The following is a 15,219-nucleotide window of genomic DNA, read 5'->3' as shown; positions in this document are numbered from 1 at the left end:
ATGAAAATATCCGTCAGACTCAAATAAATCAGACTCAAATAAATTGTTATATTTGTATATCCTATTAAAATGCTTAAAAGATTCAAAAAATAATTCTAGAATACTATCAACTTCTTCAAAACCATTCAGCCACTTGATAATATAATTTGCCTTCTCGTTTTCATCCGTTATATCTGAAAGTTCTTTTAACGACTTCTGGAACTCTCTTAAACTTGGTTTCTCTACTTTTCTGTTTTTTTCTTATTTTGTACGACTTTTTCATCTATATCTACATAATAAATTTTAAAAATTAATGATAACATTTTCCCAAAGTCATCATCTCTCAATTTACTCTTTTTCAAAATACTATCTATGACTTCTTCTGCAGATACCATTCGATTATGATTCAGCTTAAATTTGTTATCAATGATATTTTTCTTTGTTACTTCCATTTCCTTACTATTTAAAATTACAATAATTTTAAATTTTTTATTCTCAGAAAGATAGTCAATATAACCCAATAAATCATTGTAATCTGAAGGATCATCTGATTTTGCTTCATCTGAAGTCTTATCCGATTTTGCTACATATGAAACCCGTTCAAGATCATCAAAAATAACGATAGAATCTCGCTTCATCAAATCGGTTCCAACTGTTTTAAAGAACCATTTAAAAACTCCTCCAACAAGTGGAATAAAGTCCAAATTTCCGAGTATGGATTGTTTTTCTATCTCATTAATCAATATTCTCTCGGCTTGCTCTCTTGTTTTGATCCCAAAACAGGAAATATAATAGATTTCTTTCTTTTTGTAAATTTGATTTTCAAAAAACGTCTTTATAAAAAATGTTTTCCCACTCCCCCAAGAACCATCCAGCCAGAACACATTATGAATAGAATCTGGGCTATTTAAAAACTCAACCAGACGTGTTTGATAAGGATGGTCATCCAAGTCATATTCCGGAAATAGCTCTGGGTCCAGTTTCTTATAATTAACTTTTTTAAAAATTATATCTAAAAACCAGAATAGTATTGTTGGTATAGTCAGCGCTATCAATATTACACGATTCACATACAAAATTGAAATAATATCTTTTAAAAAATTATAATTAGATACAAATTTATAGATAGGTAAAGCAAAGCGTTTAAATTGGTCAATCTCAAGTGCAAGATACAGTACCCATATACTGGCTATAAATATTTTGTACCATTCAACAATTCTAACATTACTACTCCATGATGATCTTTTCAATAAATATTTCAATAATTTGAAATTCATAAAAAAATTAAGAATCCTCATCATTATATTTTTCATATATCCCCTTTTAATCTATATTATCATGATTATACCACAAAATAACAAGCATAGAGCGGATTCAAGGACAAAAATTGTAATCGCTATACTAAATTTCTTTACTGAGTTTTTGTCTTTTGTACTAGGGCTTCTGTCATTTTCCAAAAAACTTTATCTTAAACTTACTAATAAAAATTTAAAAAATAAAAAGCCTACTTTGCAGTAGACTTAGTAATGATCTTTGAAAGACAAGAAAGCCACGCTATCTTCATCCATCATATAAATCAAGCGATTTTCTGCGTCAATACGACGTGACCAGGCTCCTTGGTAGTCATACTTGAGTGGTTCTGGCTTACCTATTCCTGTAAAGGGATCACGTTGAATATCCTTGATTAGTTTATTGATTCTTTTTAACGTCTTCTTGTCCTGAGTTTGCCAGTAGCAATAATCTGCCCACGCATCTTCTGTAAACTTGAGTAGCATTCATCACTCCTCAATAACATGGACCTGAGTGCTTCCAGCACGAACTTGAGCCATTCCTCGCAAGACCTTGTCAGATAGTTCCTTATTTTGAGCGATTCTCAGAGTTTCTTGAATACTATCCCACTCGCTCTTTGAAAGGACTACAATGTCCTCGTCTGGATTTTTATTGACCACCGTCAAAGGCTCAAATTCATCATTTACCTTTTTCATGTAGTCTTTTAAATGATTTCGGAATGTTGAGTAAAGAACTGCTTCCATAACCATACCTCGTTTTACCTCTTTTCCACTATTATACACGAAAAGAAAAAAATTGTCAGAAACTTGTACAAGATTTTCTTTTCTATCTATTTATTCGTAAAAAATTCAAAAAGTCCACCTTTCAGTAGACTTAGTTTGTTTCTATTCTAATCGGTACTCTTCCAAAATTCTGCTCTGCTATACTTGGATTTCCCAGTTGGTAAATCTGGTCAGCCTTTTGAGTCATAGCATCCCAGGGTTCTTTGCCAATTCGGCTGACTAGATTGATCTGCCCTTTCAAAGACTTGAGATGTTGCCTGCCTTTTTCAGTAAATCCAAGGACATGAATGGCTTCTGGCAAGTCATTTTCTCTAGCCTGCACCAAGATATAAGTCAAGAGGCGTCTGACACGCGCCTTGGTGTAACGCTTAGTCGCAACCGCTTCAACCAAGTCTTCCACAGACTGGGCTGTCTTGATGGCATCCTTGATGCGTACTGCCATTTCTCGATTGACCTGAAAAATGGTGGTTAGGTCGGGATTTGACAAGATTTGATAATGGAGCAAGAGAAAATAGTCTTCCCAGTTCACCTTACTGACCTGCTCAAAGAGGGTAACAGAAGGCATAAAGCGTTCTAAAAAATCTTGGTCCTTCTGGTGCTGACGGAGGGCCGTCGCCGAGGCAAAGTCCACATTCTTGTCCACAGAATGGTAACCTGCTCCCTGACGCTGAATCGGCTGGAGTTTGATGTTTCGTCCCGCAACCGCCTTGGCATAAGCAAGAGCAAGGACATGATTGGGCGTATTGCCTGAAAAATCAAGACCAGCAAATTCCTTCCACATGGCTTGGGTTTTCTGGGGATAGGAAAGGGAATTAGGCAGATTTTCCACAAATTGCTCCATCTCAGCACCCCGCTCTGTATATAAGTCAGCGATTTTTTGATAATCCAAAATTTCTTCTGTCCCAAAAGCGAGGTTATCAATACCCAACTGAGCCAAGATATCCACAGCTCCTTGACCAAAGAAATCCGCCGCCTGAACACTGACTAAAAAGGGCAATTCCACTATCAAGTCTGCGCCATTTTCCAGTGCCATCTGGGCCCGTGCCCACTTATCCACAATAGCAGGCTCTCCACGTTGCATGAAATTTCCAGACATGGCAACGATTTTCAGTCCCTCAGCCTGCTCAAGCAGGTATTTATGCCCATTATGAAAGGGATTAAATTCCGCGATAATACCCGTTATGGTCATGCTAATCTCCTACTTCTGTGCGACAAAAAACCAACGGGTGCTAGTTTCTGTAGGCTCTTTGTCCTCAAAGTCCGCATAGAGTTTGAAGGACTTGAAACCAGCCTGCTCCAGCAAAATATCATAGGTCAAGACCTCATAGGTCCGCTCCTCATGCACTTCATCGTGGCGACTAAAGGAACCGTCAGCCTCCTTGATAAAAAAGGTCAACTCATGCACGATGGAGTGAGGCGCCGCATCCTCATAAGTATCCCAGAGCATTGCAAAATCTTCTGCATTTTCATGATAAGAATAGCCTGGAAAAACTTCATCTGTCTGATAGGTCGAATGCACATCAAAGATAAATACCCCATCTTCGTTGAGGGAATTATATACTTCCTTAAAGACATCCCCTACTTCCACCTCATCCTGCATGTAGCAGATTGAGTCCGAATAACAAGTGACAAAATCATATTGACATGCTTTGGATAAATCCAGCATATTGCCTTCGATAAAATCAATCTTTTGCTTGGCTGAAGCCGCTCTCTTCTCAGCAATCTTCAACATATCCCCACTCAAGTCAAGTCCAGTCACATCAAAACCAGCCTGAGAGAAGCGCACTGATTGAATTCCTGTCCCACAAGCCAATTCCAAGAGTTTCTTTCTCTCCTTGGTCTTAGGCAAGTGACGCAGAGAAAAATCCGTCCATTTATCGTATAAACTATCATCCATCACTGCATCGTAAACAGCCGCAAAGGTTTCATAAGTTGCCATAATCATGATACCAAGAGCCTCCATGGCAAACACCACTCGCCCTTTACCTTTCTATCAATTTTTCTAAAATAAGCAAAGAAACCCAGTTGACTACAACTGAGTTCATCTTCTAAGCAAGAGCTTCTGAAATATCTACTGAATTCGCCTCATGCCATAGCTTCTCTAGATTATAATGGGCACGCATTTCTTCTGAAAAGACATGCACAACGACAGCACCAAGGTCCAGCAAGACCCAGCCTCCAGCCGCATCGCCTTCGACATGACTGCCTTTAAAGCCTGCTTGAGCTACTTTTTCACGGATATTGTCAGCGATAGCATCCAACTGACGGCTATTCATTGAACTAGTAATAACAAAGTAATCCGTCACGCTAGTCAAATCTTGTACGTCAAGTGCGAGAATATCCTCCGCACGTTTCTCATCAGCCGCTTTCACGACTAGTTCTAGTAATTCTTTTTCGTTCATTTAGTCCTCTTTCAAATAGTGCACAAAGACGTTATAGGTTTCAAGTGTTTGGGGATAGATGGGGAATCCCTGATGAGCTAGATGTTCCACGGTACGAGCTGTTTCGTAGGCCACCGCCTTATTAAGCGATAGACTCGCAATCTCACGCGCCACATCTACTCCAGGAAAGGCACGATTATGCTCGATATAGTCTGCTACATAGACAACCTTATCTAGGTCTGTCATCTGACCAGCCCCGACTGTATGGATTTCAATGGCTCGCAGGATTTCCGAATCATGCAAATCCAAATCTTCTTGAATCTTGTAGATACCCACCATGCCATGCCAGACATTATTGTCCCAGTTTTTGAGGTCAGGGTCTAGCTGATAACGGTCAATCAAGTCTAAAAATTCCTGATCTGACAGCTTTTTAGCATAGTCATGAAGAAGGCCTGCAAGACCTGCTTTCTCGACATCAACTCCAAAGCGCTGAGCCAGTTCTATGGCTGCACTCTCCACACCCAAGCAATGGGTTAAGCGTTTTTCAGGCAGAAGCTCTGCCATTTTTTCCAACAAAGCCTCACGAGAGCAGTTGATATAGTCTTGATAGGCCATCAGTAGAGCCCCTCCTTCTCGATGTAGTCTAGCACAGGCTGAGGCAGGAGAAAGTTGGGTTTCCGACCTTGGGCAAGGAAGTCACGCACCATGCTGGACGAGATATCCATGAGAGGCACATCCACCCAGATAACTGGATAGGAAGTCCCTGCCTTGTAGCGTGGGCGCTGAACCCCTACAAACTGAACCATATCGACCAGCTCATCAATTCGGTACCACTTGGGCAGATAGTCTACCATGTCGGCACCGATGATAAAGTAATAATCTGTATCTGGATTCTTCTCAGTTAGAAGCTTCATGGTGTCGTAGGTGTAAGAAATACCCTTGCGCTCAAGTTCAATGGTCTCAATCTCCAAGCCTTCTATCCCCTCGATGGCCAACTCCAACATCTTGAGACGATGGTGTTCTGGAATGGTTTCTTTTTTGTCCACATGTGGAGGCTGATATTCAGGCATGAGCAGGACCTTGTCCAAACCCAACTGTTGTCTTACCTGATCCGCAACAATCAGATGGGCATGGTGAACAGGGTTAAAATTCCCCCCTAAAATCCCGACTTGTTTGCGTTTTTTCTCCTTGATTTCTGGCTCCAACTCTACCTTGGTAAAGGGAGTCAATAATTCGATTGCCATAGGCTAGTCTCCTTTATTTCTCTGTAAAAACAGTTGTTTGGAGTATAGTTTTTAGATTTCTTTGACTTTTTTAGAAATCTTGCGATTTTCTTTCTTGCTAGATTGTTTAAACAAAATCAAGATGCGTCCGATTTTTTGGACAGTATCCACACCAATTTCTTCTTCCAAGATTTCAGCTACTTCGTGGATATTTTCATCTGTGTTTTGCAAGAGAGTAACCTTAATTAATTCGCGTGCGTCAAGTGCTTGGCGAACACTGGTTTTGATTTGGTCGTTGAGTCCATTTTTCCCGATTTGGATGATGGGTTTGAGGGTATGTGCCTGGCTGTTGAGGAAGGCACGTTGTTTTGAGGTTAATGACATAATTTCTTTAAAAGAGTTTCTTTTTATACTTTTCTGAAGTGGTGACGGACGTCAGCAAAGTCCTTCGGATTTTCATGACTAAAATTTGAGCCTAAGGTCTCAAATTTTCCGCAGTTGGTACAATCACTTGTACCAACTAACACCACAGTGAAAAGTATTCTCTATGGGGCTCGCCTTGCTCGCCCGAATTCAGACAACCCTTTCCTTTCTTTGTTTAAATAATTGCTTTTCGTGTGACGACGGCGACGCCTTCTGGTGCCCAGACGGCGACTTTAGCTATGCCTGTTACGCGGATCCAGCCTAGTCCTGAGATGACTAGGTCTGTCTTTTCCTTAATGTTAAATACATGCTGAACTAGTTTTGGGAAATCTTCTTTTTCCTTGCTATTTGGCGGTGTCAGAAGGGTTCCTACATGCTTGTCATAGAAAGCACTAGCTCCTTCTAGCTTGGTTCGGTGGAGTTTGAGTTCATTGTCAAAGAAAGCTGTAAATCCTTGCTTTTCACCTGCAATGAAGTCAAAGCGTCCGAGACCGCCTAGAAACAGGGTTTGTTCAGGATTGAGCTGATAGGTTTTAGGCTTGATTTCCTTTTTAGGGCTGACATACTTAAGGTTTTTGGCCGTCAAGTAGTGGGCCATCTGGTGACGGTGGATGATTCCCGGCGTATCGTAGATATAAGATCCGTCGTCAAGCGGAATCTCGATTTTATCCAAGGTTGTCCCTGGGAAGCGCGAAGTCGTAATGACATTCTGATCACCCGTAATTTCTTGGATAATAGCATTGATTAGAGTTGATTTTCCAACGTTAGTCACACCGACCACATAGACATCGCGGCCCTTACGGTAGTGTTCAATCTTGTCAATGACTTCCTTAATGGCATGTTTGTTTTGTGCCGAAGTTAGGACGACATCAACTGGACGAAGTCCTTCTTCGTGGGCACGTTCCATGAGCCACTGACTAATCTTGCCTGGTTTAACAGACTTGGGCAAGATATCTTTTTTATTTCCAACCAGGAGGACATCATTGCCTGAGACAAAACGTGGCAAGCCTGGGATAACAGAGCCATTAAAATCAAAGATATCAATGACATTGACCACTAAGGCATCACTGTCTCCCACCTCGTGCAAGAGCTTGAGGAAATCATCGTCCGTCAACTGGACATCCGTGATTTCATTGTAGTGGCGGAGACGGAAACAGCGTTGGCAATAGACTTCGCCAGTCTCCAAACCTTTTTCGAGTGCCGACTGGGGAGTAAAACCAAGACCAGCCTTGTCTGTCGTCTGAATGGTTGCTCCACAACCAATACAGAGAATTTCTTCCATAGTTAAATTCCTTTTTTATATGTAATCAGTCCGTACTTTTCAGTAATTTGCTTCATCACACGGCGCTCACGAGCTCGGTTAATCTGCGTTTTGATCGAGTCATGTTGGACCAAGGGTTTGACTAAAATCGAGCGAATGCCTGCACGGTGGGCTGCTCGTATATCTGTCATGAGCTGGTCACCAACCATGACCACTTCGCTTTTCTCATAGTGGAATTCCTTCATGGCACGATTAATCCCAAATGTGAAGGGTTTCAGAGCCCAATAAACGTAATCAATCCCAAATTTCTCAACTGCTCGTTGGACACGTTTTTTGGTGTTATTTGAGACTACGATAATGCGAATGCCCGCGTCCCGAAGGTCATGTAGCCATTGCTTCATCTCTGGCGTCCCATCAGGGTTGTTCCAAGCAATGAGGGTATTGTCCAAATCGACCAAAACAGCCTTGATTCCCTGCGCCTGCAGGCTTGGGACTGTCAGATCATAAACTGCTTCCACAGCAAAATCTGGCATGTAATTTTCAATCGCCATTCTGGCTCCTTTTCTTAACTTTTTTTCGCAATTTTCCTTAGTAACAATGACAAGACAATCCACAACCCAGCACTAGCCAAACTGATGTAGAGCCAAGCATGGGGCTCATCTGTTAAAGGTAGGGGAACATTCATTCCGAAAAAGCCTGTCACTACTGCCAAAACCGCTAGCAAGACTGAAATGATGGTCAAGGTTGTCAAATTATCATTCAGATTATTGTTTAGGATATTGTTGTAAGATGCTGATAGTTGTTGGAGGACTTGAGAAATCAAGTCTGTCATGGATACCAGCTGATATGCCTCAATCATAGCATCATCAAACTGTTCTCTCTCAATCTCGTTAAAACTGCGATAGAGGGCATGCCCTTGGATATGCTCTAGCAACATGCGATTTTGCTTGGCAGCCGCAGTAAGATAAACCATACCGGTCTCCAAGTCGGACAGAGCAAAGAGGTTTTTCTTGGTCGTCCGCTGACGTAGGAGACCATTGACCTCATCCTTACTCTTGTCCATCTGCTCGATGACAGGATAGTAGGCATTGCTGATGATTTCCAGACTGGCAAAGAGAAACTTGTAAATCGAAAGCATGTCATGACTCTCCAGATAACGGGTCATCTGTTCAATGACATAGGCGTTCTTGGTATTACTAATGGTAATCAGGCGACGATGTTCCACGATAAAGGTCATAGGAAAAGCTTCGTAGTATTCCTTATCCTTTTTCAAGTTCAAGACATTGTAGATAAAGGTCACAGTCCCATTTTCACGGTGATAATCCATGTGAGCGCGCTCATTTCTATCCAGCGCGTATTCAATGGTTTCCTTGTCCAAACCGTAGATTTCAGAAAGGTCCTCTAGTTTTTTCAACTTGTCCAAATCTAGGTTAATCCAGGTACAACCATTGCCCAACTGTTTTTCTAAAAACATCTTCTCTCCTTTACCAAACTCTTTCTATTGTACCATAAATCTGCTAAAATTTCAGGCCTGGTCCGTCCGAGAGAAATTGCTGACAACGGTGATATTCCGATTGGGAACGAAGTGCAGAACCTGGTCTTCTCCTCTGAGTTGAGTTGTTCGAATGCCGACACTAACAACCTTGCCCGATACAGTAATAGGACCATTTGTCAGAACAACCTCATCTCCTACATCCAGTTGACGTTCAAAGAGGATGAAAAAGCCATTGATGACATCAGACAGAAAACCTTGGGCTCCCATACCAATGGCCACCCCAGCTATCCCAGCACCTGCCAGCAAACTAGAAACTGGCAAACCCAAAATAGACAAGATACAGTAAAGCAAAAAGAAATAAAGGGTATAATTAAACACATTCTCTAATAAACGTGAAATGGTTTTCTGACGTCCGACATCGTGACGAGACATTTTTAGAGAAGGTTTGACAATTCTCTGCACCATGGTATGGAGCAATTTCTTAGCTATATAAAAGAGTAAAAATAGAAATAACAGAGAAATTAACTTGGTTAAGATATTTTCAATAATCGTTGTAACATCAAGCTTATTGAGGTAGGTTTGAATAAATTCTTTCATAGAAAACTCCTTTCATTTATTATACCATACTTTCACAAGTGATGAATCTCCATAAATATTCAAAAATAATAGCCAAAATAGACAGAAAATTCTTGATTTTAGTTCATATTTATACTATAATCATAAACATTACACAACTAATACTCAATGAAAATCAAAGAGCAAACTAGGAAGCTAGCCGCAGGCTGTACTTGAGTACGGCAAGGTGAAGCTGACGTGGTTTGAATTTGATTTTCGAAGAGTATAAGGAGGTTATTATGAAAAAACTCATTCATGCTTGGAATAAGGCAAGCCTAATCAAACGGATTTTGATTGGTATGCTTATTGGAGGAACCCTAGGACTGACACTTCCTAACATTTCAGGAATTGGTCTACTCGGAGATCTCTTTGTTGGCGGTCTAAAAGCCATCGCACCTATTCTAGTCTTTGCCCTCGTTGCTAACGCCCTTTCCCAACATCAAAAGGGACAAGATAGCAATATGAAAACAGTTATTTTCCTTTACTTAGTGGGAACCTTTGCTGCTGCCCTTATCGCTGTACTAGCAAGTTTCATTGTCCCTGTTGAGATTACCTTAAATAGTGCCAATACAGAAATCGCACCACCAGATGGGATTGGACAGGTCCTCAGCAATCTCTTGCTCAAACTGGTTGACAATCCAGTCAATGCCCTTGTCACAGCAAACTACATCGGTATCCTATCTTGGGCGGTTGTTTTCGGTATTGCTATGAGAGAGGCCAGCAAAAATAGTAAAGAATTACTGAAAACTATGGCTGATGTGACTTCTAAGATTGTCGAATGGATCATCAACCTAGCTCCATTTGGAATCCTTGGTCTTGTCTTCAAAACCATCTCTGATAAGGGAATCGGCAGTCTAGCCAACTATGGAATCTTGCTTGCCCTCTTGGTGACAACTATGTTCTTTGTGGCTCTGGTAGTCAATCCACTAATTGCCTTCCTCTTTATGAAGAGAAATCCTTATCCCCTCGTTTTGAAATGTTTGCGTGTCAGTGGTGTGACAGCCTTCTTCACTCGTAGTTCTGCGGCCAACATCCCTGTCAATATGAAACTTTGCCACGACCTCGGACTAGATCCAGATACCTATTCGGTTTCTATCCCACTCGGTTCTACTATCAACATGGCCGGAGCAGCGATTACTATTAACGTTTTAACCCTTGCTGCAGTAAATACTTTGGGAATCCCTGTTGACTTTGCGACAGCCTTTGTCCTCAGTGTAGTAGCAGCAATCTCAGCCTGTGGTGCTTCTGGTATTGCCGGAGGTTCCCTCCTTCTTATCCCAGTTGCTTGTAGCCTTTTTGGTATTTCTAACGATATTGCCATGCAAGTTGTCGGTGTTGGTTTTGTGATTGGGGTCATCCAAGACTCATGTGAAACAGCTCTCAACTCTTCTACAGACGTCCTCTTTACTGCCGTTGCCGAATACGCAGCAGCCCGTAAAAAATAACTCATAAAGGCAAGCCTGCTCAGGTCTTGTCTTTTACGCTTTTATTCTAACTTACTAGGAAATCCTTATGTCTATTAGCCAACGTACGACCAAGCTCATCTTAGCTACCTGCCTTGCCTGCCTTCTTGCTTATTTTCTCAATCTTTCTTCAGCAGTTTCAGCTGGAATCATCGCCCTCTTGAGCCTATCCGACACCCGTAGAAGTACCTTAAAACTGGCCCAAAATCGCCTCTTTTCCATGCTTCTAGCTCTTGCTATTGGCGTTCTGGCTTTTCACTTGAGCGGATTTCATATCTGGAGCCTCGGCCTCTATCTAGCCCTCTATGTGCCTCTAGCCTACAAGATGGGATGGGAAATTGGCATCACACCAAGTAGCGTTTTGGTTAGCCATCTCTTGGTGCAAGAGTCAACCTCTCTAGACCTTCTAGTCAATGAATTCTTTCTCTTTGCTATCGGTACAGGATTTGCTTTACTTGTCAATCTCTACATGCCTTCACGAGAAGAGGAAATTCATCACTACCATACATTGGTAGAAGAAAAGTTAAAAGATATCCTTCAACGCTTCAAATATTATTTATCCAGAGGGGATGGACGCAACCGAGCACAGTTAGTTGACGAATTAGACACCCTTTTGGAAGAATCCCTCAGACTGGTCTATTTGGATCACTCAGACCACCTCTTTCACCAGACTGACTACCATATCCACTATTTTGAGATGAGACAGCGACAAAGCCGTATCCTGCGAAATATGGCCCAGCAAATCAACACCTGTCACCTAGCTGCCAGTGAAAGTCTGATTTTAGCCCAACTCTTTTCAAAAATTGCAGGGCAACTGAGCCAGACCAATCCTGCTTCTGATTTACTAGATGAAATCGAACGTTATCTGACAGTCTTTCGCAACCGAAGTCTGCCCAAGACAAGAGAAGAATTTGAAACCCGCGCCACCCTTCTCCAACTCCTACGTGAAGCCAAAACCTTCATCCAAGTAAAAGTTGACTTTTACCAAAAATATGGACAGTAAAAAAGAAAACTTCAGACCAATCACAAAAGGTGAATATCTGAAGTTTTCTTTTATTTGTAAGTTATTACCATAAATGTTAACAGTAAAACGAATAAAGCCAAACTCACCAATAAAGTGAGAACCTTGACCAAGGTATTGCTCTGCCAGTAGCTTGGTTTACCAATATTACTAGTGGCATCCATGGAAAATAGTTGATTTTGACGAGGTTGTATGGTTACCAATACAATCAAAGCAAGAGAGAGGATAATAGCTAAAACAATCAGAATATCAGTCATAGGCCTACCTCAAAATCCCTAGCAAGGTAAAGAGTAAACCAATCAGAATCATTAAACCCAAGATGAGTGAAAAAATCTTACTAATCTTTTCCCCTCGGGTTTCTTTTTCTTTCTTGATCGGTTTTTGTTTCAACTCTTCCATACGACCTTCAACGTCTTTGTAAAATAAATCTTCGTCTGACATGTTAGCCTCCTAAAACGGTTTGCATGGTTTCCTGATATCGCACCAAGTCAACATAATTTGCATGTTGGCCTTGTTTACCCAGTGCCTGACGCATTTGATCAACATCTGAAAGGGCCAGTTTAATGGTCTCAACCAAAGCAGAAATCTCACTACTTTCAAATAGATGGTCTGGAGCGATATAAAGTCTATTGTGTACCGTTTGGTTGAATCCAAGAATCAAGAGATTGTGTTCAAAGGCTTGACGCACTGCCTGCAGCAACTCATTGCTGTAATTGATATCCAAGTAAATATCTGACAGTTGATACAGCTCCTGAATCTTCTGTGGACTAGCGTTCTGATAAAGGACCACATTAGGATAGCGAAGCATGTCTAAGAGCTTAGAAGACATCTCTGTCACCGCTGCGATACGGAAAGTAACATCAGGCAAGGCTTCTACGATTGCTTCTACTTGCTCAATCTGATCTGAATTAGTCAAGATTAAGGCATCTCGTCTTAGGAAATTATCGCGTTTAAACTGGTAATGGTAACCCAAGTGCACAAACTGATCATGGTATTTCTCATCAGTCAACTCTAAAGCGCGCTCATAAGTCGCCTTGTTGGGAATAATGATTTTCTTAGTACGCACATCATCATTTTCCAAAATCAACTGCATATTGCCTGGAATAGCATCATAAAGAGGTTCCTGCCAAACCAGGATATCTGAGCCAGATTTATCTGGATGATGGAAGGAAACCAAGAAAGAAGTCGCTAGAGTATTAAAGATAAGCTGACTTGTATCTATTTCCAAATCTTGCAAAAAGAAGGTGATAAATTCAACCTTAGTTGCAAAGTAACGCATGGACTGACCAGGTAAGGTCAATAATATATCGCCCGTCACATGGTTTTCAAGTAAAACTTCCTGACCATTGACATCTTGGTAAACCGTCATCACCGGCTCACTATCTGCGCTAAAGGTTGTTGTAGCAAAGCAAGCACCAAAGCGATTATAATGATCAACTTGACGGACTCGACCTTCCAGGTCTTTCCACTCTACCTGTTTTACCAAGCGAGCCTGCATTCCATCAGCATAATGAATAAGAGCTCTCTCCTGCGTCATATCTTCAATACGAGCAGACTGATTATTGCCTGAAATTTCCCAAAAAGCTGGAACAGGGACTTGGTTGAAATAGAGAGGTTTTCCCTTTTCATAGCCTAGATAATAGGTAAAAGGAGAAACCAGACCATCAGGCAAAAAACCATCTGCATCGATGACCACTCCAAGTTGAGAAAGACCAGTAGCGACTAGACTTTCATGTAAATCTCGACTTTCCTGACTATAACGATCATAAAGTTCAATCATGGAGCACCTCCTTTACTGTTTTTTTCCACTTTTCTAAAATTTCTTCGGTTAAGAAACCTTCTGCAATTTGATAAGAATGGGCACGCATAGCTTCCAAACGATTTTCTTGATACAATTGACAAATCTTAGCTGCATAAGCTTTCTTGATCTGGTCTTCCACATGGTCAGATGAACTTGGAATCAGATAACCATTTTGCCCATCTTCTATAAAGGTCTGATTACCATAAGGCACATCAAAACCAATTAGAGGAAGGCCTGAACCAATAGCTTCCATCAAGGTCAAACCAAAGCCTTCGCTGGTTGAAGCCGTCAAGTAGACCTCATACTGGCTATAAATCTGCGAAAGTTCCGCATGCCCCTTGAGTTGAATATAGTCCTCTGCCTTATGACTAGCAATAATTTCTCTAAGCAGAGAATCTTCTCCACCGCTACCATAAATATCAAAGGTTAATTCAGGAATTTCCTTACGAGCTTCAATAACTGCCTTGACCAACCAATCAATGTGTTTTTCTTTGGCAAGACGTGAAGCAGTAATCAATGAAAAAGGCTTACGTCCTTGACTTGACTCAGTCAAGGAATCAATACTACCTACAGGAATGGTAACAATCTTTGGTTGATGCTGAGTATATTTGGCAAATTGATCTTGTAGAACTTCCTTTTGTCTATCAGTAGACACTATAAAGAAGTCAACCTTATCTGCATTGGTAAACTGATAGTCATAATAGTTATTCCAAAGGATGTAATCCTCATTTGTAGCATTTTCACTATAATGCTCCGCGTGAACGACTACCGCTAGATGCGCTACTTGTGCTTCCTCAAACACAACCTGTCCAATACCTGTCTCTCTATCCAGAATGACCAAATCAGACTTGTTCAAATTCAAGGATTTCATAAAAGCACGCATGAAAGCTGGTTTCCCATAGAAAATCTTATCCTTAAAACGATAAATTTCTTCCTTCCCTTGATTCATCAAGATATCATAGGCTGGAGTCCCATCTTCATTGTAAAAAGTTCGTTGGCATAGGACCGCAACATTGTCCTTGGGAGCAAAATATTCGCTACAATAACGCGTATAAGAAAAGTAATCCTTTCGAATCAAATTTCCTTTAAAAACATACTCTACATACTGGACCAAGTCCTTGTCCTCATCAACCAAATAACAGGTAACAAACTTATCTTGGTCAGAAAAGAAGACACGCAAAACCTTGCCATTCTTTTCTCTACGACTTTCAACACCGTCAAACTTAGACAAAACATCCTCAACCGTCACGCTAGTCGGTGCAAGCTTGATATCTGTAAAGTAATTATAAAGCCAGATAACTTGCTCATCATCAAAACCAATATTGGCTGTTAAGTGCTGAATGTTATCCGCTAAGATCATATCTGTAAAGATAAATTTAGAGGGTAAATTCAAACTTCGAAAAATACCAGCACGGTAGGCTTGGGCGTATTCAACACCGCTACTAGCCCATCCAAGTCCTAAATTTATATTATAAATTGTCATAT

19 protein-coding genes are annotated in these 15,219 nt (G+C 40.9%); 2 read left to right on the top strand and 17 right to left on the bottom strand.

From position 1 onward, the window contains the following. Positions 1–221: 221 nt before the first annotated feature. The 13 genes from LG372_RS08890 to LG372_RS08830 form a co-directional block, all read right to left on the bottom strand. On the bottom strand, positions 222–1,292 hold the full coding sequence (locus LG372_RS08890; protein ID WP_225742637.1) for a P-loop NTPase fold protein: 1,071 nt from the start codon (positions 1,290–1,292) through the stop codon (positions 222–224). Positions 1,293–1,499: 207 nt separating this feature from the next. Next, entirely contained in the window at positions 1,500–1,754 is a 255-nt protein-coding gene (locus LG372_RS08885; protein ID WP_094753153.1) for a Txe/YoeB family addiction module toxin, read from the bottom strand. Between the two features lie 3 nt (positions 1,755–1,757). After that, positions 1,758–2,012 carry a type II toxin-antitoxin system Phd/YefM family antitoxin gene (locus LG372_RS08880; RefSeq protein ID WP_000388572.1) on the bottom strand — a complete coding sequence of 85 codons (255 nt, stop codon included), beginning with the start codon at positions 2,010–2,012 and terminating at the stop codon, positions 1,758–1,760. A gap of 130 nt (positions 2,013–2,142) precedes the next feature. Then, positions 2,143–3,240, bottom strand: coding sequence for a nucleotidyltransferase (locus tag LG372_RS08875; RefSeq protein ID WP_225742636.1), 1,098 nt, complete (start codon positions 3,238–3,240; stop codon positions 2,143–2,145). Positions 3,241–3,249: 9 nt separating this feature from the next. Next, positions 3,250–3,990: a class I SAM-dependent DNA methyltransferase gene (locus LG372_RS08870; RefSeq protein WP_281280797.1), complete on the bottom strand. Its 741-nt coding sequence runs from the start codon at positions 3,988–3,990 to the stop codon at positions 3,250–3,252. A gap of 109 nt (positions 3,991–4,099) precedes the next feature. Next, complete coding sequence (gene rsfS / locus LG372_RS08865) at positions 4,100–4,453, bottom strand: ribosome silencing factor (RefSeq protein ID WP_125454847.1); 354 nt, start codon at positions 4,451–4,453, stop codon at positions 4,100–4,102. Further along, positions 4,454–5,047, bottom strand: a complete 594-nt coding sequence (gene yqeK / locus LG372_RS08860) for a bis(5'-nucleosyl)-tetraphosphatase (symmetrical) YqeK (protein WP_225742635.1) — start codon at positions 5,045–5,047, stop codon at positions 4,454–4,456. After that, positions 5,047–5,676 carry a nicotinate-nucleotide adenylyltransferase gene (locus tag LG372_RS08855; RefSeq protein WP_049551565.1) on the bottom strand — a complete coding sequence of 210 codons (630 nt, stop codon included), beginning with the start codon at positions 5,674–5,676 and terminating at the stop codon, positions 5,047–5,049. The genes yqeK and LG372_RS08855 overlap by 1 nt, the downstream gene beginning before the upstream one ends. A gap of 51 nt (positions 5,677–5,727) precedes the next feature. Next, on the bottom strand, positions 5,728–6,039 hold the full coding sequence (yhbY, locus tag LG372_RS08850; protein ID WP_000060169.1) for a ribosome assembly RNA-binding protein YhbY: 312 nt from the start codon (positions 6,037–6,039) through the stop codon (positions 5,728–5,730). A 214-nt stretch (positions 6,040–6,253) separates the two neighbouring features. Beyond that, positions 6,254–7,360, bottom strand: coding sequence for a ribosome biogenesis GTPase YqeH (gene yqeH / locus LG372_RS08845; RefSeq protein ID WP_225742634.1), 1,107 nt, complete (start codon positions 7,358–7,360; stop codon positions 6,254–6,256). Between the two features lie 2 nt (positions 7,361–7,362). Then, the gene (locus tag LG372_RS08840) at positions 7,363–7,890 is read right to left on the bottom strand and encodes a YqeG family HAD IIIA-type phosphatase (RefSeq protein ID WP_246039354.1); all 528 of its coding nucleotides are present in this window, start codon (positions 7,888–7,890) and stop codon (positions 7,363–7,365) included. Positions 7,891–7,904: 14 nt separating this feature from the next. After that, positions 7,905–8,813: a magnesium transporter CorA family protein gene (locus LG372_RS08835; RefSeq protein WP_225742633.1), complete on the bottom strand. Its 909-nt coding sequence runs from the start codon at positions 8,811–8,813 to the stop codon at positions 7,905–7,907. Between the two features lie 51 nt (positions 8,814–8,864). Continuing rightward, positions 8,865–9,431 carry a mechanosensitive ion channel family protein gene (locus LG372_RS08830; protein WP_225742632.1) on the bottom strand — a complete coding sequence of 189 codons (567 nt, stop codon included), beginning with the start codon at positions 9,429–9,431 and terminating at the stop codon, positions 8,865–8,867. A gap of 257 nt (positions 9,432–9,688) precedes the next feature. On the opposite strand from LG372_RS08830, the gene sstT reads away from it, so the two are divergent. Together sstT and LG372_RS08820 are read left to right on the top strand one after the other, a co-directional pair. After that, complete coding sequence (sstT, locus tag LG372_RS08825) at positions 9,689–10,894, top strand: serine/threonine transporter SstT (protein WP_225742631.1); 1,206 nt, start codon at positions 9,689–9,691, stop codon at positions 10,892–10,894. 67 nt (positions 10,895–10,961) lie between these two features. Further along, a complete protein-coding gene (locus LG372_RS08820) occupies positions 10,962–11,915 on the top strand; it encodes an aromatic acid exporter family protein (RefSeq protein ID WP_225742630.1) in 954 nt (317 codons plus the stop codon). Between the two features lie 50 nt (positions 11,916–11,965). Here LG372_RS08820 and asp5 read toward each other — a convergent pair whose 3' ends face one another. From asp5 to gtfA, 4 genes are read right to left on the bottom strand one after another with little or no spacing between them, the layout of a single operon-like run. Continuing rightward, complete coding sequence (gene asp5, locus LG372_RS08815; RefSeq protein ID WP_004260825.1) at positions 11,966–12,190, bottom strand: accessory Sec system protein Asp5; 225 nt, start codon at positions 12,188–12,190, stop codon at positions 11,966–11,968. 4 nt (positions 12,191–12,194) lie between these two features. Then, positions 12,195–12,374, bottom strand: coding sequence for an accessory Sec system protein Asp4 (gene asp4 / locus LG372_RS08810; RefSeq protein WP_049488410.1), 180 nt, complete (start codon positions 12,372–12,374; stop codon positions 12,195–12,197). 1 nt (position 12,375) lies between these two features. Continuing rightward, positions 12,376–13,713 carry an accessory Sec system glycosylation chaperone GtfB gene (gene gtfB / locus LG372_RS08805; protein ID WP_225742629.1) on the bottom strand — a complete coding sequence of 446 codons (1,338 nt, stop codon included), beginning with the start codon at positions 13,711–13,713 and terminating at the stop codon, positions 12,376–12,378. Continuing rightward, positions 13,706–15,217, bottom strand: a complete 1,512-nt coding sequence (gene gtfA / locus LG372_RS08800) for an accessory Sec system glycosyltransferase GtfA (protein ID WP_042751625.1) — start codon at positions 15,215–15,217, stop codon at positions 13,706–13,708. Before gtfA ends, gtfB begins: the two co-directional genes overlap by 8 nt. Positions 15,218–15,219 lie beyond the last annotated feature (2 nt).

This window comes from Streptococcus sp. Marseille-Q5112 (assembly GCF_916700555.1).
Classification (GTDB): Bacteria; Bacillota; Bacilli; order Lactobacillales; family Streptococcaceae; genus Streptococcus; species Streptococcus symci.
Note: the sequence above shows the minus strand (reverse complement) of the source record. Positions and strands in the feature narration are given on the sequence as shown.